We start from the raw sequence: 18,568 nt of genomic DNA, 5'->3' as shown, positions 1-18,568 counted from the left end.
ACTCGCCCCAACACGCACCTCACACTTCGCAGCACTCCGCCCCACCGGATAAATCCGATGGGGCGGAACGAAGGGGCATTCGCCAACAGCATCCGTTCCACCGGGGCGCCCCACACGGACCGGCCTGCTCAGACCGGCCAGGCGTCGGCCAGCATCTTCCGGGTGTCCGCCAGCAGCTGCGGCAGCACCTTGGTGTGGCCCACCACCGGCATGAAGTTGGTGTCACCGCCCCAGCGGGGCACCAGATGCTGGTGCAGGTGCGCGGCGATACCGGCACCGGCCACCGCGCCCTGGTTCATCCCGATGTTGAAGCCGTGCGCCCCCGACGCCGCACGCAGCGCGGTCATCGCCCGCTTGGTGAAATCGGCCAGCTCGGCCGTCTCGGGGCCGTCCAGCTCGGTGTAGTCGGCGACGTGCCGGTAGGGCACCACCATCAGGTGGCCGCCGTTGTACGGGTACAGGTTCAGCACGGCGTAGACCTGCTCGCCGCGCGCCACGACGAGCCCGTCCTCGTCCGACATCGACGGAATGGCACAGAACGGACAGCCGTCGCCGGCCTCCGGACCGGTCGGCTTGTTCTCACCCTGGATGTACGCCATCCGGTGGGGCGTCCACAGGCGCTGGAACGCGTCGGGCGTCCCCACTCCGATCTGCTGCTCCGGCTCACTCGTCATGCCGATCAGCATATTGCTTACCCCGTGCGACGCGTGTCGCCGGGGCCGGACCGGTTCCCGCACCGCGATGCTTGGCCGATGAGCGACCGCACCACGGCCCGGTCCACTCCGGCACTGACCCGGTGGGAGGAGCGCGCCGAGGCACCGCTCTTCGTCGCCTCGATACTGTTCCTGCTCGGCTACGCGGCCCGGGTCCTGGCCCCACGCGACGCCGAGCCCTGGCGCGACATCTCCCTGGCCCTGGTGGGCTTCACCTGGCTGCTCTTCGTCATCGACTACGCGGTCAGGATCCGGCTCAGCGGTCTCGGCCACCGCTTCGTCCGGGCGCACTGGCTGGACACGCTGGTACTCGTCCTGCCACTGCTGCGCCCACTGCGGATGGTCCAGGTCTACACGGCCGTCCAGAAGCGCCGCGACGAGCCCCGGCTCGGCCTGTACGCACGCGTGATGTCGTACGCCGGGATGACCTCGGTGCTCCTGGGCGTCTCGGCAGCCCTGGCCGTCTACCGCCTGGAGCGCGATGCCCCGGGCACCTCGATCCGGACCTTCGGCGACGCGGTCTGGTGGGCGTGCGCGACGCTCACGACGGTGGGGTACGGGGACGCCGTGCCGGTGACACCGGGAGGCCGGGTGGTCGCGGCGTGCCTGATGGTCTGCGGTCTGGCGCTGCTGGGTGCGGTCACGGGTTCGTTCTCGTCGTGGCTGATCCAGTCGTTCAGGCGGGAGGACGAGCAGGGACCCCCGGCGGGCGGATAGCTCGCCGGGGGTCCCCGTGCCGACCGGTCAGACCTGGACGCGGTCCTCGACGGCCTTCGCGATCTTGGCGATGGCGTCCTCGACCGGGATGCCGTTCTCCTGCGAACCGTCGCGGTAGCGGAAGGAGACGGCACCGTTGGCCATGTCCTCGTCGCCCGCGATGATCATGAAGGGGACCTTCGCGCGCTGCTGGTTGCGGATCTTCTTCTGCATCCGGTCCGACGAGGCGTCCACGTCCACCCGCAGCCCCTGCTTGCGGGCCTTGGCCGCGAACTCCTGGAGGTACGGGATGTGCGCGTCGCCGATCGGGATGCCGACCGCCTGGACCGGGGCCAGCCAGACCGGGAAAGCACCCGCGTAGTGCTCGAGCAGCACCGCGAAGAAGCGCTCGATGGAGCCGAACAGGGCGCGGTGGATCATGACCGGGCGCTGCTTGGTGCCGTCGGGGCCGGTGTACTCCAGGTCGAAGCGCTCCGGCAGGTTGAAGTCGAGCTGCACCGTCGACATCTGCCAGGTCCGGCCGATGGCGTCCTTGCACTGCACCGAGATCTTCGGGCCGTAGAACGCGGCGCCGCCCGGGTCCGGGACCAGCGGCAGTCCCTGCTTCTCCGCGACCTGCTGCAGCGTCGCCGTGGCCTCTTCCCAGGCCTCGTCCGAGCCGACGAACTTCTCCGGGTCCTTGGTGGAGAGCTCCAGGTAGAAGTCGGTCAGACCGTAGTCGCGAAGCAGGTTCAGGACGAAGGTCAGCGTCCGGTCCAGCTCCTGGGCCATCTGCTCCTTGGTGCAGTAGATGTGCGCGTCGTCCTGCGTGAAGCCTCGCGAGCGGGTCAGGCCGTGCACGACGCCCGACTTCTCGTACCGGTACACGGTGCCGAACTCGAAGAGGCGCAGCGGCAGTTCGCGGTAGGAGCGGCCGCGGGCGTCGAAGATCAGGTTGTGCATCGGGCAGTTCATCGGCTTGAGGTAGTAGTCCACCCCGTCGTCGAGCTGCATGGGCGGGTACATGCCGTCGGCGTACCAGTCCAGGTGGCCGGACTTCTCGAAGAGCTTGCCCTTGGTGGCGTGCGGCGAGTAGACGAACTCGTAGCCCTCCTCCTCGTGGCGGCGGCGCGAGTAGTCCTCCATGGCCCGGCGGATGACGCCGCCCTTGGGGTGGAAGACGGCGAGGCCGGGGCCGATCTCGTCCGGGAAGGAGAAGAGGTCCAGCTCGTTGCCGAGCTTGCGGTGGTCGCGCTTGGCGGCCTCCTCCAGGAACTCCAGGTGCGCCTTCAGCTCGTCCTTGGTGGGCCAGGCGGTGCCGTAGATGCGCTGGAGCATCGGGTTCTTCTCGCTGCCGCGCCAGTAGGCGGCCGCGTTGCGCATCAGCTTGAACGCCGGGATGAACCGGGTGCTCGGCAGGTGCGGGCCCCGGCAGAGGTCCTTCCAGCAGAGGTCCCCGGTCTTCGGGTCGAGGTTGTCGTAGATGGTCAGCTCGCCGCCACCCACCTCGACGTCCGCACCGTCGTCCGTGGAGGCGGAGCCCTTGATGCCGATGAGCTCCAGCTTGTACGGCTCGTCGGCCAGCTCCTCGCGGGCCGCCTCGTCCGTCACGACCCGGCGGGAGAACTTCTGGCCCCGCTTCTGGATCTCCTGCATCTTCTTCTCGATGGCCTTGAGGTCCTCGGGCGTGAACGGCTTCTCGACGTCGAAGTCGTAGTAGAAGCCGTCCTTGACCGGCGGGCCGATGCCGAGCTTGGCCTCGGGGTGCAGCTCCTGCACGGCCTGCGCCATGACGTGCGCGGTGGAGTGCCGCAGGATGTTGAGGCCGTCCTCGGAGGAGATCAGGACGGGCTCGACGGTCTCGCCGTCGGCGACGACGTACGCGAGGTCCTTCAGCTCACCGGCGATGCGAGCGGCGACGACGGTGCGCTCGCCGGGGAAGAGCTCGGCTGCCGTAGTGCCCGTCGTCACCACGCGCTCTTCCCGCTCGGAATCGCGTTGGATGGTCACACGGACGTCTGACACCGGTCTCTCCTGACTAAGGCCCTTTCCTATTGCACGTGCAATAGGAAAGGCGATAGTACCGAGCCGACCGGCCCCCTAGCGAAAGGGCCGCTCCCGCCCCCCTACTCCCCCGTGCAGGCCTCCTCGAAATAGTCGACGTTCTCCTGGAGCGACTTCATCAGCCGGTCCCGTTCCGCGTCGTCGACCTGTACGGGAACGACCTGCGAGGTCCTGGTCAGCCGCCGGAAGCCGCCCCGGCTCTCCAGCCGGCCCTCCACCCGTACCGGCAGCCCCACCAGATGGGCGTGGCCCGCGATCCGGTACGCCTCCTCGTCGAGCTCAAGGCGCACGTGCGGGACCTCCGCGCCCGCCAGCACCCGCAGCCGTACGATCCCGGCGCCACGCGGCCCCGAGCGGCGCAGCCGTACGACGGCGCCGGTGATGCCCACCGTGACCGCGGGTTCGTCCCGGAGGTAGCGGGCGCCCGCCCGGCGCAGCGCGGGCAGGTCGCCCGGGGAGAACTCCACCGGTTCGGGGCGCGCCGGGCAGCCGTCGGGGGTGCCCGCCGCCGGCGCCCACTCCAGGGCGATCCCGGCGCCCTCCGAGCCCCGGACGAGCGCGATGACGGCCTCGGTCAGCTCGCGGCTGACGCCCGCCGCGACGGCGCTGTCGAAGGCCTCCATGCCGCCGGTGGCCCGTTGGTAGTCGACGGCCTCCCGGGTGGCGTGCAGGGCGTGGTGGAGCCGGACGGCGACCGGCCGGCCGGTCTCGACGGGAACGAACGCGGTGAGGTCACGGCCACCGGGTGCGGGCCCGACGAGGATGCCGTCGAGGGCGGCGAGGGCCCGTCGCCGGTGCCGGGCACCGTGGTAGCCGGCCCGGCCGCGGACCGCGAGGGCGCCGGCGAGCAGGATCTGCCGGGCCGCCCCGTGCAGCAGCTCGGCGCCGGTCCAGCTGGCCGCGCCGACGGCGCCCGCGGCGGGTTCGGGGGCCTCGCGCCACCAGCGGACCTCGTCGCTGGGGACGGCGAGGGAGACGAGGATGTCGCGGGCGGAGGGCGCCGCGCTGCGGGCCAGCGCGGTCAGCGCCTCGCCCAGCAGGTCCTCGCTGTCCGGGAAGGCGCCGGTGCCGGGTACGAGCAGGCTGGTGGCGCCGGCGGTGGTGGGCGGTCCGGGCGGGGTCCAGCGGCTGTAGCGTCCGGCGGCCCCGCCGCGTCGCCGCCAGCCGTGCCGGGCGAGGAGGGCCGCGAGCACCGCGGGGTCCAACCGGGCGGGGTCGGGGAGGTTCCCGGCCGCCTCGGCGGGGCCGGCGGGCCGGAGCCCGGGTGATTCGGTGGGGTGGGGTCGTACGGCTGACGGGGTGTCTCCGTCGGCGGACTCGTCCATCGGCCGGTGCATCAGGGTCTCCCTCCTGCCCCGACACGGGTCATGATCTCGCAGAGCGCCCGGTCGTCGAAGACGCGCGAGGTCGGGATCCGCACGGTGGTCCGGTGCCGGCCGGTCACCGGGTGGCCGGCCAGATTGGTCCAGTAACAGCAGTGCCGCAGGTCGAGACTGTCGTGTCCGGCCCGCAGCCAGTCGTCCTGGCTGCGGGGCACGAGCATCACGACCAGGATCTTGTGCACCGACACGGGGGTACGGGCGAGCTTCACCAGGTGTGCGTTGTCGAGCGTGAAGGCGAACGTCGCGCCGGGCGGGCGGGCCGGTATCTGGTAGGTGCACTTCAGCTGGACCTTGATGGTCACCTCGTCGTCGACGACATGGCCGGGGGCGCCGTGGCTGACGTGCCAGTCGATGCCGTTGTCGGGGAAGGGCTGCGACAGGGAGCACCCCGCCGCGGCGGCGACCGCGTGCAAATAGCCCACCTGGAGGGTCTCCATGCAGGCGGTGGTGGCGAGTGTGCCGCGCTGCGGTGCGATCCGCTGGGACAGCAGCCCACTCGGTTCGGGCTGCGCGAGTGCCATGGCTCCGTGTGCCTTCCGGGCCGTGCCAATGGGTCGGCGGACGCGGAGGTGTACCAACTTCCGTCCCCGTCATCTGTGTTGTCACCGCAGCGGACCGCCCGCAAACGGCGTATCAGGCAAAGGGTGCGGGTATCACCGAACCGGGCAGAGGAAATCACGCCATCTGCCGCTCGGGCGCGAGGAGTTCGGGGATGACTCACTGGTACGAGGGGCCACTGGCCGCTTTTGACACCGAGACGACGGGAGTGGACGTGGAGGGGGACCGGATCGTGTCGGCCGCCCTCGTCGTCCAGGACAGTACCGGCGGGCGGATGCGCGTCACCCGCTGGCTGGTGAATCCGGGGATCCCGGTGCCCCTGGGGGCGACGGAGATCCACGGTCTGACCGATGACCACCTCCAGCGCAACGGGCGGTGGCCTGCGCCGGTGGTGGAGGAGATAGCGAGGGCGCTGGCCGAGCAGAGTGCGGCGGGCCGGCCGCTGGTGGTGATGAACGCGCCGTTCGACCTGACGCTGCTGGACCGCGAGCTCAAGCGGCACCGGGCGTCGTCGCTGGCCGGGTATCTGGGCGAGGCGCCGCTGTGCGTACTGGACCCCCGGGTGCTCGACAAGCACCTGGACCGCTACCGCAAGGGCCGGCGCACCCTCACGGATCTGTGCGAGCTGTACGGGGTGGTACTGGACGGGGCGCATGACGCGGCGGCCGACGCCTCGGCCTCGCTGGAACTGGTCCGCGCGGTGGGGCGGCGGTTCGCCACCCGGCTGGAGCGGCTGACCCCGGCGGAGCTGCACACGCTGCAGGCGGTGTGGCACGCCGCCCAGGCGCGCGGCCTGCAGGCCTGGTTCGCCAGGAGCGGCACGCCGGAGACGGTGGACCCGGCGTGGCCGCTGCGTCCGGAGCTGCGCGCGGCGGCGTGAGCGGGACGGGGGGGAATGGGCGCGGACACGCAGAAGCCGGTCCGTCGGTGCTGCTGACGGACCGGCTTCTCCCGGGGTGGGCGATACTGGGTTCGAACCAGTGACCTCTTCGGTGTGAACGAAGCGCTCTCCCACTGAGCTAATCGCCCGGGAACGGGTTGAACCATACAGGGCTCCGCAGGTGTGGTTCAAACCGCTTCCAGCCGCGCCGCCAGCCCGCGGCGCCCGGCCCGCATCATCAGGGCGTGATTGGCCCGGAACGCCGGGCGCCCCGGCACCGCGAGCACCCGCAGCAGCCTCTTGCGCACCTCGACCTCCTGTTCGTACGTGGCCCGGCTCCCGGCCCCGTGCGGGGTGACGGTCCAGCGGGCCCAGCCCTCCAGATCGCCGGTGATGGCCACTTCGAGGACCCCGGCATACGGGTCGCGGCGTCGTTCGCGGACCGTGATGACGAGGTCGTACGGGAGCAGGGACCGGATCCGGGTGGTGCCCGAGGTCTCGTCGGCGGGGTCGACCTCGCGGACCTGCGGCCACCATCGCGGGTACTGATCCACCTGTTCCAGGAGCCGGTACACGGCGCCGGGCGGGGCATCGAGGTCCCAGACGGTGAAAAATCGGTAGTGACTCCAGTCCATGTGTCCAGGATGCGCATACTCAGCCGGGGAACTGAGTACGCGTGCGCATGCCCAGGTGCGTGACCCCCGCCACACTCGCGTTCATGGAACATCTGCCGCCGCCCGCCGAGGAATTGGCGCTCCTCGACCGTGAACTCGCCGGGCTGGACCTGCGCCGGTCCCAACTGCTGCAACGTCGCGCCTGGCTGCTCGGCGTCCTGCGGACGCCCGGCCCGTCGGTGACCGCCCCTCCCGGATCCGCGGTCCCTCCGCCCGCTCCCCGCCCGCCGGTCCGTTTGCCCGCTCCGCCGGTCCGCAGCGGGGGTGCGCAGAATGTGCTGCTGACCCTCGGCGGACTGCTGCTGACGGTCGCGGCGATCGCCTTCACCCTGGTCAGCTGGGGACACATGGGGATCAGCGGCCGCACGGCGGTGCTGACGACCCTGACGCTGGCGGCGCTGGCCGCACCGGCGATGCTGCTGCGCCGGGGGCTCACCGCCACGGCCGAGGCGCTCGCGGCCCTCGCGTCGGTGCTGATGGTCCTGGACGCCTTCGCACTGCACGAGGTGGCCGCGCCGGGGACGGGCGTCCTGGGCTTCGCGGCGAGCGCTTCGGCGGTGCTGTCGGTGCTGTGGGCGGCGTACGGGCTGCTGCTCGGGAGGCTGCGGCTGCCGTTGCCCGCCGCGGTGCTGATCGCGCAACTGCCTTTGCTGTTCTGGGCGTTCGCGGAGCGGGCGGACGCCCTGGTGTTCTCCGCCGCGCTGCTGACGACGGCCGCGCTGGACTGTGCGGTCGCGGTGTGGGTGAAGCGGGTCTCGGTACGGGTGACGGCCTGCGCCGCGCTCTGTGTGACCGGTGGCGCGGGGCTGTTGGTGGCGCTGCTCAGGTCGATGACGGCCGATGCGCCGTCGGGCGCGCTGGCACCGGGGGCGCTGCTGCTGGCGGGGTCGGCGATCGCGCTGTCCGGGGCCCGGCGGGCTCCGGCGGCTGGCGCGGTGGGTGGCGGGCTTGTGGCCGGTCTGGCAGCGGTGGCCGCCGTCGCCTCGGTGGTGGTCGCCGGGGTGCCGGGCGGCTGGACGGTGCCGGTGTATCTGCTGTGCGGCGGGGCGCTGTTGGCCGGTGTGCGGGCTCCGCTGGGGCGTCCGGCCGGGCAGGGACTGGTGTGGGCGTCGGGGGTGGTGACCGCGGGGTCGGTGCTGTTCTCGGTGCCGCCGGTCGCGGGGTCGCTGGTGGGTCCGGTGTCGCAGCTGGGCCGGGTGTGGGCGGGTGCGCCGCAGGACGGAGCCCGGAGCGCACTGGGTGCGGCGGGGCTGCCGTGGACGGAGATGGGCGCGGCCCCCGTCATCCTGCTCGTGGTGGCCGGGGCGTTCGCGGCGGGCTACCGGTGGTGGGAGGGCGTGCTGCGGTGGACCGGGGACGTGCTCTCCCCCGGCCCCTCGGCGCGGGGCGCGGTCGGGGCGATGGCTCCGGTGCTCGGCTGGGCGGGCCTCACGGTGCTGCCGGCGGCGCTGGATGTCTCGTACGCGGCGGCCGTCGCCGTACAACTCGTGCTGTTCGCCGTCGTGTTCGCGGTGGCGGTGGGCGGTCTGCGGCGCGGGACGACGGGGGCGGCGCTGACGGCGTCGGCGTGCGGGGCGGTGGGGGCGGCGGACGTGGCGCTGCTCTCGCTGGCCTCGGAGCCGGCCACCTACGCGGTGTTCGGAGCGCTGCTGGTGCTGTTCACGGCCGCGGCGGTGGCCCTGGGCACGTCCGCGACCGGGAGCCCTGGGCCGGGCCGGGCGGCTGCGGCCGTGCGGACGGTGGCGGCGTGCGCGGCGGTGGGCTGCGCGGTGGTGCTGACGGGTGCGTTCGGGGCGTCGCTGGGGCTGCCCGCGCACCGGGCGGCGCCGCTGCTGCTGGCCGTCCCCGCGGTGACCGTGCTGCTGGGCGCCCGGCTGAAGGCGCGCGCGGTGGCACTGCCGGTGGAGCTGACCGGTGGCGCGGCGGCGGTGCCGGCCATCGGGATGGCGGCGGGAGACCTGCCGTTCCTCGCCCTGGTGCTGGCCCTGTGCGGGGTGCTGGCGGCGGGTACGGCGCTGCGTGCGGAGCGGCGGCCGGTGGCCGGGTATCTGGCGACGGCGCTGTTCCTGGCGGCGTCCTGGGTCCGGCTGTCGGCGTCCGGGGTGTCGTCCCCGGAGGCGTACACCCTGCCGGTGACCGTCGCGGCGCTGGTGATCGGCGTACTGCGCCGTCGCCGCGATCCCGCGGCTTCGTCGTGGACGGCGTACGGGGCCGGCCTGGCGGCGACGCTGGTTCCGGCGCTCGTGGCCGCCTGGACCGATCCGCACTGGCTGCGGCCGCTGCTGCTCGGCACGGCGGCGCTCGTGATCACGCTGGCGGGGGCGCGGTGGCGGCTCCAGGCGCTGCTGGTGCTGGGCGGCGCGGTGCTGGCGCTGGACGCGCTGCACGAGCTCGCGCCCTACGTGGTCCAGGTGGTCGGCGCGATGCCGCGCTGGGTGGCTCCGGCGCTGGCCGGAGCAGTGCTGCTGGCGGTCGGGGCGACGTACGAGAAGCGGCTGCGCGACGCCAGGCGGCTGAGGAACGCCCTGGGGCGGATGCGATGAGGTGAGCGCGCGGCCCGGGGCGCCCTCATGAGCCCCGGGCCGGCCTCCCTGAACAGCACACACGGGGGGGAACAGCGCTGGAACGCCGACGGCCCGGACGCTTCGAGAAGCTCCGGGGCCGTCGGTCCGGGGTGGGCGATACTGGGTTCGAACCAGTGACCTCTTCGGTGTGAACGAAGCGCTCTCCCACTGAGCTAATCGCCCCGGGCGCACGCCAAACATTACCCCATGTCAGCGGCGCCCCCCGACCACCTCGGGGTCACTCGTGGATCTTCCACGGCATGACGATTCCGAACTTCCACACGTAGATCCCCACCAGCACCGCGACGATCACCAGACCGACCACGGTGAGGGCGATGTTGCGCCGCCTGACCTTGGGGTCGAGCGCCCGCTTGGCGGCCTCGGTGACCTTCCGGCGCGTCCAGCGCAGCACCAGCTGCGCCCAGACGAACTCGGTCGCCCAGATCGCCATGCCGCCGAAGATCACCAGCCAGCCGGGACCCGGCAGCGGCAGCATGATGATGCCCGCCACCACCACGGCGAGGCCGACAAGGAACACGCCGACCTGCCAGCTCAGGTGCAGCGCCCTGGAGGCCTTGATGAACCCGGGCGCCCTGGAGCCGAGCTCCGGGTCCTCCTTCGTCACATCCGGCGCGACGTCCCCCGTCGCGCCTCCCGCCACGTCCCCCGTCGCGGGCGCCGGATCCGCCGGTGCGGCGGCCCCGTCCCGCTCGTCACTCTCCGCATTCATGGGGGCCAACCTACCGGAACGCTCCTCGTCACTGGAATGGCCGCATAACCCAAAGTTACACACCGCTGTACGAGCTACCTGAAGGATCACAAAACGGACAGAGGGGTTTACAACGCCACCGTAGGTGGCATGTCGATTTCGCCGACGTGCGAATCCCCGAGCGCACACTGAGCGAAAGGCCCTGGCGCTTATGAACACCACGGTCAGCTGCGAGCTGCACCTGCGCCTCGTTGTGTCGAGCGAGTCCTCACTGCCTGTACCCGCGGGCCTGCGGTATGACACGGCCGATCCGTATGCCGTGCACGCCACCTTCCACACCGGAGCGGAGGAGACGGTCGAGTGGGTTTTCGCCCGCGACCTCCTTGCCGAGGGGCTGCACAGGCCCACCGGCACCGGAGACGTCCGCGTCTGGCCATCCCGTAGTCACGGCCAGGGCGTCGTCTGTATCGCACTGAGCTCCCCAGAGGGCGAAGCGCTTCTGGAGGCCCCGGCACGGGCCCTGGAGTCGTTCCTGAAGAGGACCGACGCCGCGGTTCCGCCGGGCACCGAGCATCGTCACTTCGATCTCGATACGGAGCTCTCACACATCCTGGCGGAAAGCTGAGCCAGGCCGAGAACTGCACGACGCCGTCCGACTCGGGGAGACGGCGTCGCGCGGACAACCTCATACGGCTGAAACCGGCGCCGTCACCACGGAATCCACCGTGGTGACGGCGCCGGTCCGCGTTCACCCGCCGCTCCGTCCCGCACGGACGCCCCGCACCGGGCCTGCACGGCCCCCGCCTGCCCCGCCGGGGCAGGACCGGGTACCGCGGGGGCCGGAAAGCGCGCCCCAGGGGCCCCAAGGCCCTTTCCAGCCCCTGGGCGCCAGGGTCGTGCCAGTAGAGTCATCCGGCATCGGCGGGCGCCCCGCCCGCCGGAGGCCAGGGAGCGAATGCGTGCTGATCCCACACGACACCCGGATCGCCCTCGAAACGGTGGTCGATCTGGTGAACACCGCGCCCGAGAGCGCGCAGCCGCAGGACGGGGCGCCGGCCGACGGACTCCCCGGCATCCCCGCGCTCCACGCGTTCGCCGCCCGCCACCGCCTGAGCGGGGTGACGGAGCTCGACGAGAAGGACCTGCGGGCGGTGCACGACGTACGGGGCCGGTTCGCGGCGGTCTTCGCGGCGCCCGACGCCCGGACCGCCGCCTCGCTCGTCAACTCGCTGGTGGCCGCCGCGGGCACCACGCCGCAGCTCAGCGACCACGACGGCTACGACTGGCACGTGCACTACTTCGCGCCGGACGCCTCGATCGCCGACCACCTTGCCGCCGACTGCGGGATGGCCCTGGCGTTCATCATCGTGGCGGGCGAGACGGAGCGGCTGCGGCGCTGCGAGGCGCCGGACTGCCGGCACGCCTTCGTCGACCTCTCCCGCAACCGCTCCCGCCGCTACTGCTCCAGCCGCACCTGCGGCAACCGCCTGCACGTCGCCGCCTACCGGGCGCGCCGCAGGGAGGCGGCCGGCTGACCCCGCCCAGCGCGCCGAGGCCGGCCGGCCCTTCACAGCACTAAGAGATCGTGCAACGCGGCCATCAGCAGCAGGCCGCCGATCACCGTGAGGAAGATCATCAGAGGGGGCTGGGAAAGCGCGAAGAGGCAGCCACGCGGCTCTTCGGCAGGGGGTGCGGGGGCATCGCCCCGGGAGGTGTCCACCATCTCGGGACGATCATGACGCAGACCGCACCCCGTTGGCGATCAACATGCCTTTTCGATAACGGAGTTCACCCCTCACGTGGTGGTCACAATCGCTCCGGCGTCCGACCTTCCGTCACGCATTCGGGAAGACCCGCACTTCCCCGCCGCTCAGCCGGTCAGTTCAGGTCGCGCAGCATACGCAACTGCGCTCCCCGGTGGGCCGAGCCGCCGCCCTCGTGGTTGTTCCAGGGGTAGACGACGATCTCCTTGGGACCCGCCCAGTTGTTGTAGGCGGCGAAGACCGTGGACGGCGGGCAGACCGTGTCCATCAGGGCCACCGAGTAGAGCGCGGGCACCGTCGCCCGAGCGGCGAAGCTGATGCCGTCGAAGTACGAGAGGGTCCGGAACACCTGCTCGGAGACGCCGCGTTGGGCGGACAGGAAGCGGACGATCTCCTGGTACGGGTCCCGGTCGGTGATCTCCACGGCGCGCCGGTAGTGCGTCAGGAACGGTACGTCGACGAGTGCCGCCTTGACGTGGGGGCTGAGCGCCGCCACCGCCTGGGCGATGCCGCCGCCCTGGCTGCCGCCGTGCACGACGATCCGGTCGGCGTCGACGGCCGGGTGGGTACGGGCCACCTCGACGGCGCGCACCGCGTCGGTGAACACCCGCCGGTAGTAGTACTCGTCGGGGTCGAGGATGCCGCGGGTCATGAATCCGGGCGACTGCGGGTTGCCGCCGCCGTGCGGGTCCGGGGTGGAGCCCGGCGAGCTGTTGTTGACGGCGCCCTGGCCCCGGGTGTCCACGAGCAGGGTGGCCCATCCTGCGGCGGGCCACACCAGGTGGTCGTGCGGCAGGCCGCGCCCGCCCCCGTATCCCAGGTAGTGGACGACGGTGGGCAGGGGGCCATCGGCGCCGGCGGGGACGTTCAGCCAGGCGCGTATGCGGTGGCCGCCCCAGCCGGCGAACGACACGTCGTGGGCGACGACGTTGCTCAATGCCGCGTCGTGCACGGTGAACTCCGCGTCCAGCGGATGCGCAGAGGCCTCTTCGAGGGTGCGCCGCCAGAACGCGTCGAAGTCGCCGGGCTCAGCGATCTCCGGCCGGTAGGAGCGGAGTTGGTCCAGGGGCAGGTCGAACAGGGGCACGGCGTCTCCGTTTCGGGCAGGCTGAAGGGGGCAACGCGAGTGAACGGATCAAGGAAACAGCAGAGGGGGCGACGGGTCGCGCGCGGGGCTCAGCGCGGGGTGGAACTCGACGCGCGTACGACGAGTTGCGGCTGGAGCACCACGCTGCGGTGCTCGTGGTGGCCGTTGTCGTCCGCCTCCTCCAGCAGGAGTTCGGCGGCCATCCGTCCCATCACGACGGCCGGCTGGCGGACCGAGGTGAGCGGCACGGCGGCGGCGGCGGCGAATTCGATGTCGTCGTAGCCGACGATGGCGATGTCCTGCGGGACCCGCACCCCGGCCGCGTAGAGGGACTGCAGCACACCGAGGGCGAGCAGGTCGTTGGCGCAGAACACGGCGGTGGGGCGCGGCACCAGGCCGAGCAGCCGGGCTCCCGCGTCGCGGCCCGCCGCGACGTCCAGGCGGTCCGAGGGGATCTCCACCAGCGCCTCGGGCTCCAGTCCCGCCTCGGCCAGGGCGGACAGCGCGCCCGTGCGGCGGTCCCTGATCTGGTGCAGGTCACCCGGTCCGCTGACGTAGGCCACCGAGCGGTGCCCCGCCGAGACCAGGTGCCCGACGGCCAGGGCGCCGCCCCGCACGTCGTCGACGGAGACCGCGCAGGTCCCGGTGCCGGAAGCGACCCGGTCCACCAGGACGTAGGGAATCCGGTGACGGCTGAAGGATTCGAGGTTCCGGCCGGTCGCGTCGGCCGGGGTGACCAGCACGCCGCAGACCCGCTGTTCCGCGAAGAGGCCGAGGTATTCGGCCTCTTCCGCCGGGCTCTGGCCGCTGTTGCAGACCATGACGCCGAGGCCCGCCTGCCGCGCGGCCCGCTCGGCCCCGCGCGCGACGTCGACGAAGAAGGGGTTCCCCATGTCCAGGACGAGGAGGGCCATGATCCGGCTGCGTCCCGCCCTGAGCTGGCGGGCCGACTCGCTGCGGACGTATCCCAGGTCCTCGATGGCGGCCAGCACCCGCGCCCGCGTCTCGGGGAGTACGGCCTCCGGCCGGTTGATCACGTTGGAGACCGTGCCCACGGAGACCCCGGCCTGCCGGGCAACGTCCTTGATCCCTGCCACACGCGCCACTTGTCCTGCCCCACTGGTGCCCACGGCCGCACTGGTCCAGCGGCGTCACCCCATCGTACGGACGGGCGTGAGTGAATTGATTCAATCCGCTCGGGACGCTAGCCCCGATCCCTGAACACCGTCAAGGATCATGCGTGAATCGATTCATAGCGTACGGGGCACCCCACCACGGCGCCCGCGCACCCCGCACCCGGCGCCGGGCCTGGCACGAACCCGACGCGCCTCAGATGCCGTGCTTCTTCAGGATCGCCTCGATGTCGCTGAAGTCGTCACCCGGCCCGCTCGCGCCTGCGGCCCGCTTCTTCGGCTCCTCCCGCTGCCGCTGCTGGGCCGCCGGGACACCCGCCCCCAGCGAGGGGGCCGAGGCGGCCGGCTCCACCGCACCGTCACGCGCGGCACGGGCGGCCGCCTTGCGTTCCTTGCGGGTGCCGCCCGAGCGCCGCTCGACCGCGCGGGTCGTGATGAACAGCAGCCACGCCACCCCCAGCAGACCGAAGCCCAGCCAGACGCTCGGCTTGAACGCGATGTCCGTCACCCACTGGACGACACCGGTCAGCACCAGACCGATCGGGACCAGGGAGTAGGCCGCGATCCTGGTCGCCGCGAGGAAGCGCTTCCGGTACGCGGTGACGGCGGCGATGCCCAGGCCCGCCGCGGACGCCGCGGAACAAATGGTCTCGGCAAGCATCGGTGCCTCCAGGCGCAGGGGAAACGTCCCTTCCATCCTGCACCTGCCCATGCGCCCGGGGCCACGTCCGGAGCCCACTTCAGGGACATATCAGGGCCGGGATCCTCCCCAGGTGCCGTGCGGGCGGCGAGCGGGGCGTGCCCGCCGGGCCGGTGGCGGTGCCGGTCGGGGTGCTCCCGCACACCCTGGGAGACTGGTCCCATGAGTGATTCCACCCCCGCAGCGCCGGTCGTCCTCGACATCTGGTGCGAGCTCCAGTGCCCCGACTGCCACCACGCCCTCAGTGATGTACACGCCCTGCGGGCGCGGTACGGCGACCGGATCGAGGTGCGGCTGCGGCACTTCCCGCTGGAGAAGCACAAGCACGCCTATGCCGCCGCGCAGGCCGCCGAGGAGGCCGCGGCGCAGGGCAAGGACTGGCCGTACATCGAGGCCGTGCTCGCCCGCACCGCCGAGCTCGCCCGGACCGGCGAGCCGCTGCTGATCGAGGTGGCGGAGGAACTCGGCCTGGACGCCGAGGAGTTCGACACCGCCCTGATCGACGGCCGGCACCTGCTGATCGTCGACGCCGACCAGGCCGAGGGCAAGGCCATCGGGGTCACCGGCACCCCGACCTATGTGATCGGCGGCGAGCGGCTGGACGGCGGCCGGAGCCAGGAGGGGCTGCGCGAGCGGATCGAGGAGATCGCCGACCGGCTGCTCGCCGGCCAGGGCTGAGACCCACGGCGAGCGGGGCGGGCCCACCGGCCGCCTGGCGCCTACAGCTGCTTGGCCAGGTTGTACTGCGTCGGCTCGTAGCCCAGCGACTCGTAGAGCCGGACCGCCGGGGTGTTGGCCGTGACCACGTGCAGGCCCAGCCGCTCGTGCCCCGCCCCGAGGGCGATCCGCTCGGCCTGGAGCATCAGCGTCCGCCCGTGACCCCGGCCCCGGAACTCCTCGCGCACCTCCACGTCGAACACGTAGCCGACGAGCAGCCCGGGGTGCATCTCGAACCGGGCCACCCAGACGTGCCCCACGGCCCCGCCCTCGTGGATCAGGATGTGCAGATGGGCGCCCTCGGTGTCCAGGCCGTCCGGGAGATGCCCGGTGTGGGAGGCGCGGGCTGCCCGCAGTGCGGCCTCCGCCGGGATGCCGCGCGTGGTCAGGCTCTCCGCGTACGCCGCGACGGCCCCGTCCTCCCACCGCGCGAACTCCTCGGGCGTCATCGGGCGGGCGGTCAGGCCGTCCGGCAGTGCCGGAGGGTCCGACGGCAGCGTCTTGATCATGTTCCTGCTGCGCTCGGTGTAGCCGAGTGCGGCGGTGAGCCCTTGCGCAGCGGTGCCGGCGGCGTCGACCGAGGTACGCACCTGGGTGCAGCCCCAGCCGCGCAGTACCTCTTCGGCCGCCAGTGCGGCGATGGTCCCGCGGCCGCGCCCGCGGACGGGTTCGTCGATGCGCAGGGACCGCAGCAGGCCCGCCCCGCCGGCCGGCCCCGGCTCGACGGCGATCTCGACGGCGCCGACGGGCCGCCCGTTGTCGCACACGTCGTACGCGCGGTCCCGTGCGCCGTCGGCGCCTGTCCGTATCGGCCCGGAGGGCCGGAGTGTCGTGGTCATCTCGGGATTTCTATCCCCCTGACGCGGCTCCGTCATCCGCTTTTACCCGCGCCCGTTCAGGCATCCCGGCGCGTACGCGGACACCGTCTACGGGTCCAGGTCGTCGCCGGCCCGCTCGTCGAAGACGCTCATGGCCTTGGCGGTGACCGGACCGGGGCCGCCGGGCAGCTCCCTGCCGTCGATCCGGTGGACGGACTGGATGTCGCGGAGCGTGGAGGTCAGGAAGATCTCCTCGGCCCGTTCCAGTACGTCGAAGGGCAGCTCGGTCTCCTGCGCGCCCGTCCACTCCAACGTCAGCGCGCGGGTGATCCCGGCCAGACAGCCCGAGGCGACCGGCGGGGTGTGCAGCTGCCCGTCCAGGACGACGAAGACGTTGGAGCCGGTGCCCTCGCAGAGCTGTCCGACGGTGTTGGCGAAGAGTGCCTCGGTGGCGCCGTGCTCGTGGGCGCGGGCCAGCGCGACGACGTTCTCGGCGTACGAGGTGGTCTTGAGCCCGGTGAGCGCGCCGCGTTCGTTACGCGTCCAGGGGACGGTGATGACCGCCGTGGTGTCCGGGCGGCGCTTCACCTCCCCGAGGGCGACGACGAGGCCGGGACCTGCGGTGCCCCGGTCGGAGCCGAGCGGCGAGATGCCCCCGGTGTACGTGATCCGCAGCCGGCCCAGGGCGGCCGGGTTGGCCTCGATGACGGCGGCGCAGGCCCGGCGCACCTCGTCCAGGTCGGGCGCCGGCAGGCCGAGGCCCCGGGCGGAGCGGGCCAGCCGGTCGAGGTGCCGGGTGAGCGCGAAGGGCCTGCCGCCGGTGGTCCTGACCGTCTCGAAGATGCCGTCGCCGACGGTGAGCCCGTGGTCGAGCACGGACACCCGGGCGGCATCGGCGGCCCGCAGTTCGCCGTTGACCCAGATCCTCATGGTGCGGTCCTTCCGGTCGCTTCGTATGCGCCCGACGCTACCGCGAGGAGCCTGGACGCCTTGAGCTCGGTCTCGTCCCATTCGCGTTCCGGATCCGACCCCCAGGTGATCCCTGCCCCGGTGCCGAAGCGCAGGACGGGGGCGTCCCCGGTGCGGTCGGCCCAGAAGGTGCGGATGCCCACGGCGAGCGAGGCGGTGGCACGGTCGGCGTCCACCCAGCCGATGCCGCCGCAGTACGGGCCGCGCGGGGCGGTCTCCAGCTCCCCGATGATCCTCAGCGCACTGCTCTTCGGGGCGCCGGTGACCGAACCGGGCGGGAAGGCGGCGGCGAGGAGCTCCGGCCAGCCGGTCCCCTCGTCCAGCAGGCCGCGCACCGTGGAGACGAGGTGGACGAGGCCCGGGTGCTTCTCGACCGCGCAGAGCTCGGGAACGGTGACCGATCCGGTGGCGCAGACCCGTCCGAGGTCGTTGCGGACCAGGTCGACGATCATCACGTTCTCGGCATGGTCCTTCTCCAGCAGATCGCCCTCGGTCCGGCCGGTGCCCTTGATGGGCCCGGACTCGATCGTGCGGCCGTCCCTGCGGAGGAACAGCTCGGGGGAGGCGGTCGCGATCTCGACGCCGTGCGCGGGCAGCCGGATCGTTCCCGCGTACGGAGCGGGGTTGCCGCGCGCCAGCAGCGCGGTGAGGGCGTCCACGTCCGCGGCGGCCGGATCGGGCAGCCGGGCCCTCATCACCCGGCAGAGGTTGGCCTGGTAGACCTCGCCCGCCGCGATGTAGGCACGGATCCGGCGCACGGCGGCGATGTACGCGGCGCGGTCCAGGGACGAGTTCCAGTCACCGGCGGCGGGCCCGTGCCAGGCGCCCGGCACCGGTGCGGGCACGGCGGCGGTGCGTACGGTGGCGAAGCGGGCGCAGGTCAGCCGGCCCTCGAAATCGGCGGACACGGCCCAGAAGCCGGACGAGTCGAGGGCCGAGGGATCGCTGGTCACATCCCGTAGACCGGAGGCGACGAGGCCGCCGAAGCGGGCCATTGGGGCAAGGTCGTGCACGTCGGTGAGTCTAGGACGGCCCGCGGTGACCTGCGCCGGGGCGAGCGCACCTCAGCACGCTGCACAAACGCGTTTTTGTACTGGCCCCGGAATCCGCTAGAGTTCATCACGTCGCCGGGACGCGTAAG

General features: G+C 72.4%; 19 protein-coding genes and 2 tRNA genes. 6 read left to right on the top strand and 15 right to left on the bottom strand.

Annotation, left to right across the window (positions count from 1 at the left end; all coding sequences use genetic code 11):
* Positions 1–128 precede the first annotated feature (128 nt).
* Positions 129–686 (bottom strand): HIT domain-containing protein, encoded by a 558-nt coding sequence (locus ACGFU6_RS35030; RefSeq protein ID WP_123528288.1) that lies wholly within the window; start codon positions 684–686, stop codon positions 129–131.
* Positions 687–752: 66 nt separating this feature from the next.
* Between ACGFU6_RS35030 and ACGFU6_RS35025 the strand changes: the two genes are divergently transcribed.
* Complete coding sequence (locus ACGFU6_RS35025; protein WP_393616607.1) at positions 753–1,430, top strand: potassium channel family protein; 678 nt, start codon at positions 753–755, stop codon at positions 1,428–1,430.
* A gap of 27 nt (positions 1,431–1,457) precedes the next feature.
* Here the strand turns inward: ACGFU6_RS35025 and thrS are convergent, their stop codons facing one another.
* The 3 genes from thrS to ACGFU6_RS35010 all read right to left on the bottom strand — a co-directional run bounded on the left by thrS (position 1,458) and on the right by ACGFU6_RS35010 (position 5,376).
* A complete protein-coding gene (gene thrS, locus ACGFU6_RS35020) occupies positions 1,458–3,434 on the bottom strand; it encodes a threonine--tRNA ligase (RefSeq protein ID WP_393616606.1) in 1,977 nt (658 codons plus the stop codon).
* A gap of 101 nt (positions 3,435–3,535) precedes the next feature.
* Positions 3,536–4,810, bottom strand: a complete 1,275-nt coding sequence (locus ACGFU6_RS35015; protein WP_393616605.1) for a hypothetical protein — start codon at positions 4,808–4,810, stop codon at positions 3,536–3,538.
* On the bottom strand, positions 4,810–5,376 hold the full coding sequence (locus ACGFU6_RS35010) for a DUF4365 domain-containing protein (RefSeq protein WP_123528284.1): 567 nt from the start codon (positions 5,374–5,376) through the stop codon (positions 4,810–4,812). The genes ACGFU6_RS35015 and ACGFU6_RS35010 overlap by 1 nt, the downstream gene beginning before the upstream one ends.
* A gap of 191 nt (positions 5,377–5,567) precedes the next feature.
* Here ACGFU6_RS35010 and ACGFU6_RS35005 point away from each other — a divergent pair, with 191 nt between their 5' ends.
* The gene (locus tag ACGFU6_RS35005; protein WP_393616604.1) at positions 5,568–6,293 is read left to right on the top strand and encodes a 3'-5' exonuclease; all 726 of its coding nucleotides are present in this window, start codon (positions 5,568–5,570) and stop codon (positions 6,291–6,293) included.
* A gap of 77 nt (positions 6,294–6,370) precedes the next feature.
* On the opposite strand, the gene ACGFU6_RS35000 is transcribed toward ACGFU6_RS35005, so the two are convergent.
* A tRNA-Val gene (locus ACGFU6_RS35000) sits at positions 6,371–6,442 on the bottom strand.
* A 39-nt stretch (positions 6,443–6,481) separates the two neighbouring features.
* Positions 6,482–6,928 carry an SRPBCC family protein gene (locus ACGFU6_RS34995; RefSeq protein WP_393616603.1) on the bottom strand — a complete coding sequence of 149 codons (447 nt, stop codon included), beginning with the start codon at positions 6,926–6,928 and terminating at the stop codon, positions 6,482–6,484.
* Between the two features lie 83 nt (positions 6,929–7,011).
* On the opposite strand from ACGFU6_RS34995, the gene ACGFU6_RS34990 reads away from it, so the two are divergent.
* Positions 7,012–9,510, top strand: a complete 2,499-nt coding sequence (locus ACGFU6_RS34990) for an SCO7613 C-terminal domain-containing membrane protein (protein ID WP_393616602.1) — start codon at positions 7,012–7,014, stop codon at positions 9,508–9,510.
* 132 nt (positions 9,511–9,642) lie between these two features.
* Here the strand turns inward: ACGFU6_RS34990 and ACGFU6_RS34985 are convergent.
* Positions 9,643–9,714: transfer RNA gene (locus tag ACGFU6_RS34985), tRNA-Val, on the bottom strand.
* 55 nt (positions 9,715–9,769) lie between these two features.
* Positions 9,770–10,261 (bottom strand): TIGR02611 family protein, encoded by a 492-nt coding sequence (locus ACGFU6_RS34980; protein ID WP_393616601.1) that lies wholly within the window; start codon positions 10,259–10,261, stop codon positions 9,770–9,772.
* A gap of 190 nt (positions 10,262–10,451) precedes the next feature.
* Between ACGFU6_RS34980 and ACGFU6_RS34975 the strand changes: the two genes are divergently transcribed.
* Both ACGFU6_RS34975 and ACGFU6_RS34970 read left to right on the top strand, forming a co-directional pair.
* The gene (locus ACGFU6_RS34975; RefSeq protein ID WP_003959770.1) at positions 10,452–10,865 is read left to right on the top strand and encodes an SsgA family sporulation/cell division regulator; all 414 of its coding nucleotides are present in this window, start codon (positions 10,452–10,454) and stop codon (positions 10,863–10,865) included.
* A gap of 334 nt (positions 10,866–11,199) precedes the next feature.
* The gene (locus ACGFU6_RS34970) at positions 11,200–11,775 is read left to right on the top strand and encodes a CGNR zinc finger domain-containing protein (protein ID WP_393616600.1); all 576 of its coding nucleotides are present in this window, start codon (positions 11,200–11,202) and stop codon (positions 11,773–11,775) included.
* Between the two features lie 32 nt (positions 11,776–11,807).
* Here ACGFU6_RS34970 and ACGFU6_RS34965 read toward each other — a convergent pair whose 3' ends face one another.
* From ACGFU6_RS34965 to ACGFU6_RS34950, 4 genes are all read right to left on the bottom strand, one after another.
* A complete protein-coding gene (locus tag ACGFU6_RS34965) occupies positions 11,808–11,963 on the bottom strand; it encodes a hypothetical protein (RefSeq protein WP_185092549.1) in 156 nt (51 codons plus the stop codon).
* 155 nt (positions 11,964–12,118) lie between these two features.
* Positions 12,119–13,090: an acetylxylan esterase gene (locus tag ACGFU6_RS34960; RefSeq protein ID WP_393616599.1), complete on the bottom strand. Its 972-nt coding sequence runs from the start codon at positions 13,088–13,090 to the stop codon at positions 12,119–12,121.
* An 89-nt stretch (positions 13,091–13,179) separates the two neighbouring features.
* Complete coding sequence (locus tag ACGFU6_RS34955; protein WP_393616598.1) at positions 13,180–14,196, bottom strand: LacI family DNA-binding transcriptional regulator; 1,017 nt, start codon at positions 14,194–14,196, stop codon at positions 13,180–13,182.
* A 223-nt stretch (positions 14,197–14,419) separates the two neighbouring features.
* Positions 14,420–14,884: a hypothetical protein gene (locus ACGFU6_RS34950; RefSeq protein WP_393616597.1), complete on the bottom strand. Its 465-nt coding sequence runs from the start codon at positions 14,882–14,884 to the stop codon at positions 14,420–14,422.
* A gap of 201 nt (positions 14,885–15,085) precedes the next feature.
* Between ACGFU6_RS34950 and ACGFU6_RS34945 the strand changes: the two genes are divergently transcribed.
* Complete coding sequence (locus tag ACGFU6_RS34945; RefSeq protein ID WP_393616596.1) at positions 15,086–15,601, top strand: DsbA family protein; 516 nt, start codon at positions 15,086–15,088, stop codon at positions 15,599–15,601.
* 41 nt (positions 15,602–15,642) lie between these two features.
* On the opposite strand, the gene ACGFU6_RS34940 is transcribed toward ACGFU6_RS34945, so the two are convergent.
* From ACGFU6_RS34940 to ACGFU6_RS34930, 3 genes are all read right to left on the bottom strand, one after another.
* The gene (locus ACGFU6_RS34940; protein ID WP_393616595.1) at positions 15,643–16,479 is read right to left on the bottom strand and encodes a GNAT family N-acetyltransferase; all 837 of its coding nucleotides are present in this window, start codon (positions 16,477–16,479) and stop codon (positions 15,643–15,645) included.
* A gap of 87 nt (positions 16,480–16,566) precedes the next feature.
* Positions 16,567–17,388, bottom strand: coding sequence for an aminotransferase class IV (locus tag ACGFU6_RS34935; RefSeq protein WP_393616594.1), 822 nt, complete (start codon positions 17,386–17,388; stop codon positions 16,567–16,569).
* Positions 17,385–18,422, bottom strand: a complete 1,038-nt coding sequence (locus ACGFU6_RS34930) for a chorismate-binding protein (protein ID WP_393616609.1) — start codon at positions 18,420–18,422, stop codon at positions 17,385–17,387. The genes ACGFU6_RS34935 and ACGFU6_RS34930 overlap by 4 nt, the downstream gene beginning before the upstream one ends.
* Positions 18,423–18,568 lie beyond the last annotated feature (146 nt).

Source organism: Streptomyces sp. NPDC048462, assembly GCF_043200175.1.
Lineage (GTDB): Bacteria > Actinomycetota > Actinomycetes > Streptomycetales > Streptomycetaceae > Streptomyces.
Note: the sequence above shows the minus strand (reverse complement) of the source record. Positions and strands in the feature narration are given on the sequence as shown.

Bases quoted from the DNA above. Each gene is read 5' to 3' on its own strand.
- ACGFU6_RS35030 (WP_123528288.1), bottom strand. From the start codon at position 686: ATGCTGATCGGCATGACGAGTGAGCCGGAGCAGCAGATCGGAGTGGGG.
- ACGFU6_RS35025 (WP_393616607.1), top strand. From the start codon at position 753: ATGAGCGACCGCACCACGGCCCGGTCCACTCCGGCACTGACCCGGTGG.
- ACGFU6_RS35015 (WP_393616605.1), bottom strand. From the start codon at position 4,810: ATGCACCGGCCGATGGACGAGTCCGCCGACGGAGACACCCCGTCAGCC.
- ACGFU6_RS35010 (WP_123528284.1), bottom strand. From the start codon at position 5,376: ATGGCACTCGCGCAGCCCGAACCGAGTGGGCTGCTGTCCCAGCGGATC.
- ACGFU6_RS35005 (WP_393616604.1), top strand. From the start codon at position 5,568: ATGACTCACTGGTACGAGGGGCCACTGGCCGCTTTTGACACCGAGACG.
- ACGFU6_RS34995 (WP_393616603.1), bottom strand. From the start codon at position 6,928: ATGGACTGGAGTCACTACCGATTTTTCACCGTCTGGGACCTCGATGCC.
- ACGFU6_RS34990 (WP_393616602.1), top strand. From the start codon at position 7,012: ATGGAACATCTGCCGCCGCCCGCCGAGGAATTGGCGCTCCTCGACCGT.
- ACGFU6_RS34980 (WP_393616601.1), bottom strand. From the start codon at position 10,261: ATGAATGCGGAGAGTGACGAGCGGGACGGGGCCGCCGCACCGGCGGAT.
- ACGFU6_RS34975 (WP_003959770.1), top strand. From the start codon at position 10,452: ATGAACACCACGGTCAGCTGCGAGCTGCACCTGCGCCTCGTTGTGTCG.
- ACGFU6_RS34965 (WP_185092549.1), bottom strand. From the start codon at position 11,963: ATGGTGGACACCTCCCGGGGCGATGCCCCCGCACCCCCTGCCGAAGAG.
- ACGFU6_RS34950 (WP_393616597.1), bottom strand. From the start codon at position 14,884: ATGCTTGCCGAGACCATTTGTTCCGCGGCGTCCGCGGCGGGCCTGGGC.
- ACGFU6_RS34945 (WP_393616596.1), top strand. From the start codon at position 15,086: ATGAGTGATTCCACCCCCGCAGCGCCGGTCGTCCTCGACATCTGGTGC.
- ACGFU6_RS34940 (WP_393616595.1), bottom strand. From the start codon at position 16,479: ATGACCACGACACTCCGGCCCTCCGGGCCGATACGGACAGGCGCCGAC.
- ACGFU6_RS34935 (WP_393616594.1), bottom strand. From the start codon at position 17,388: ATGAGGATCTGGGTCAACGGCGAACTGCGGGCCGCCGATGCCGCCCGG.
- ACGFU6_RS34930 (WP_393616609.1), bottom strand. From the start codon at position 18,422: ATGGCCCGCTTCGGCGGCCTCGTCGCCTCCGGTCTACGGGATGTGACC.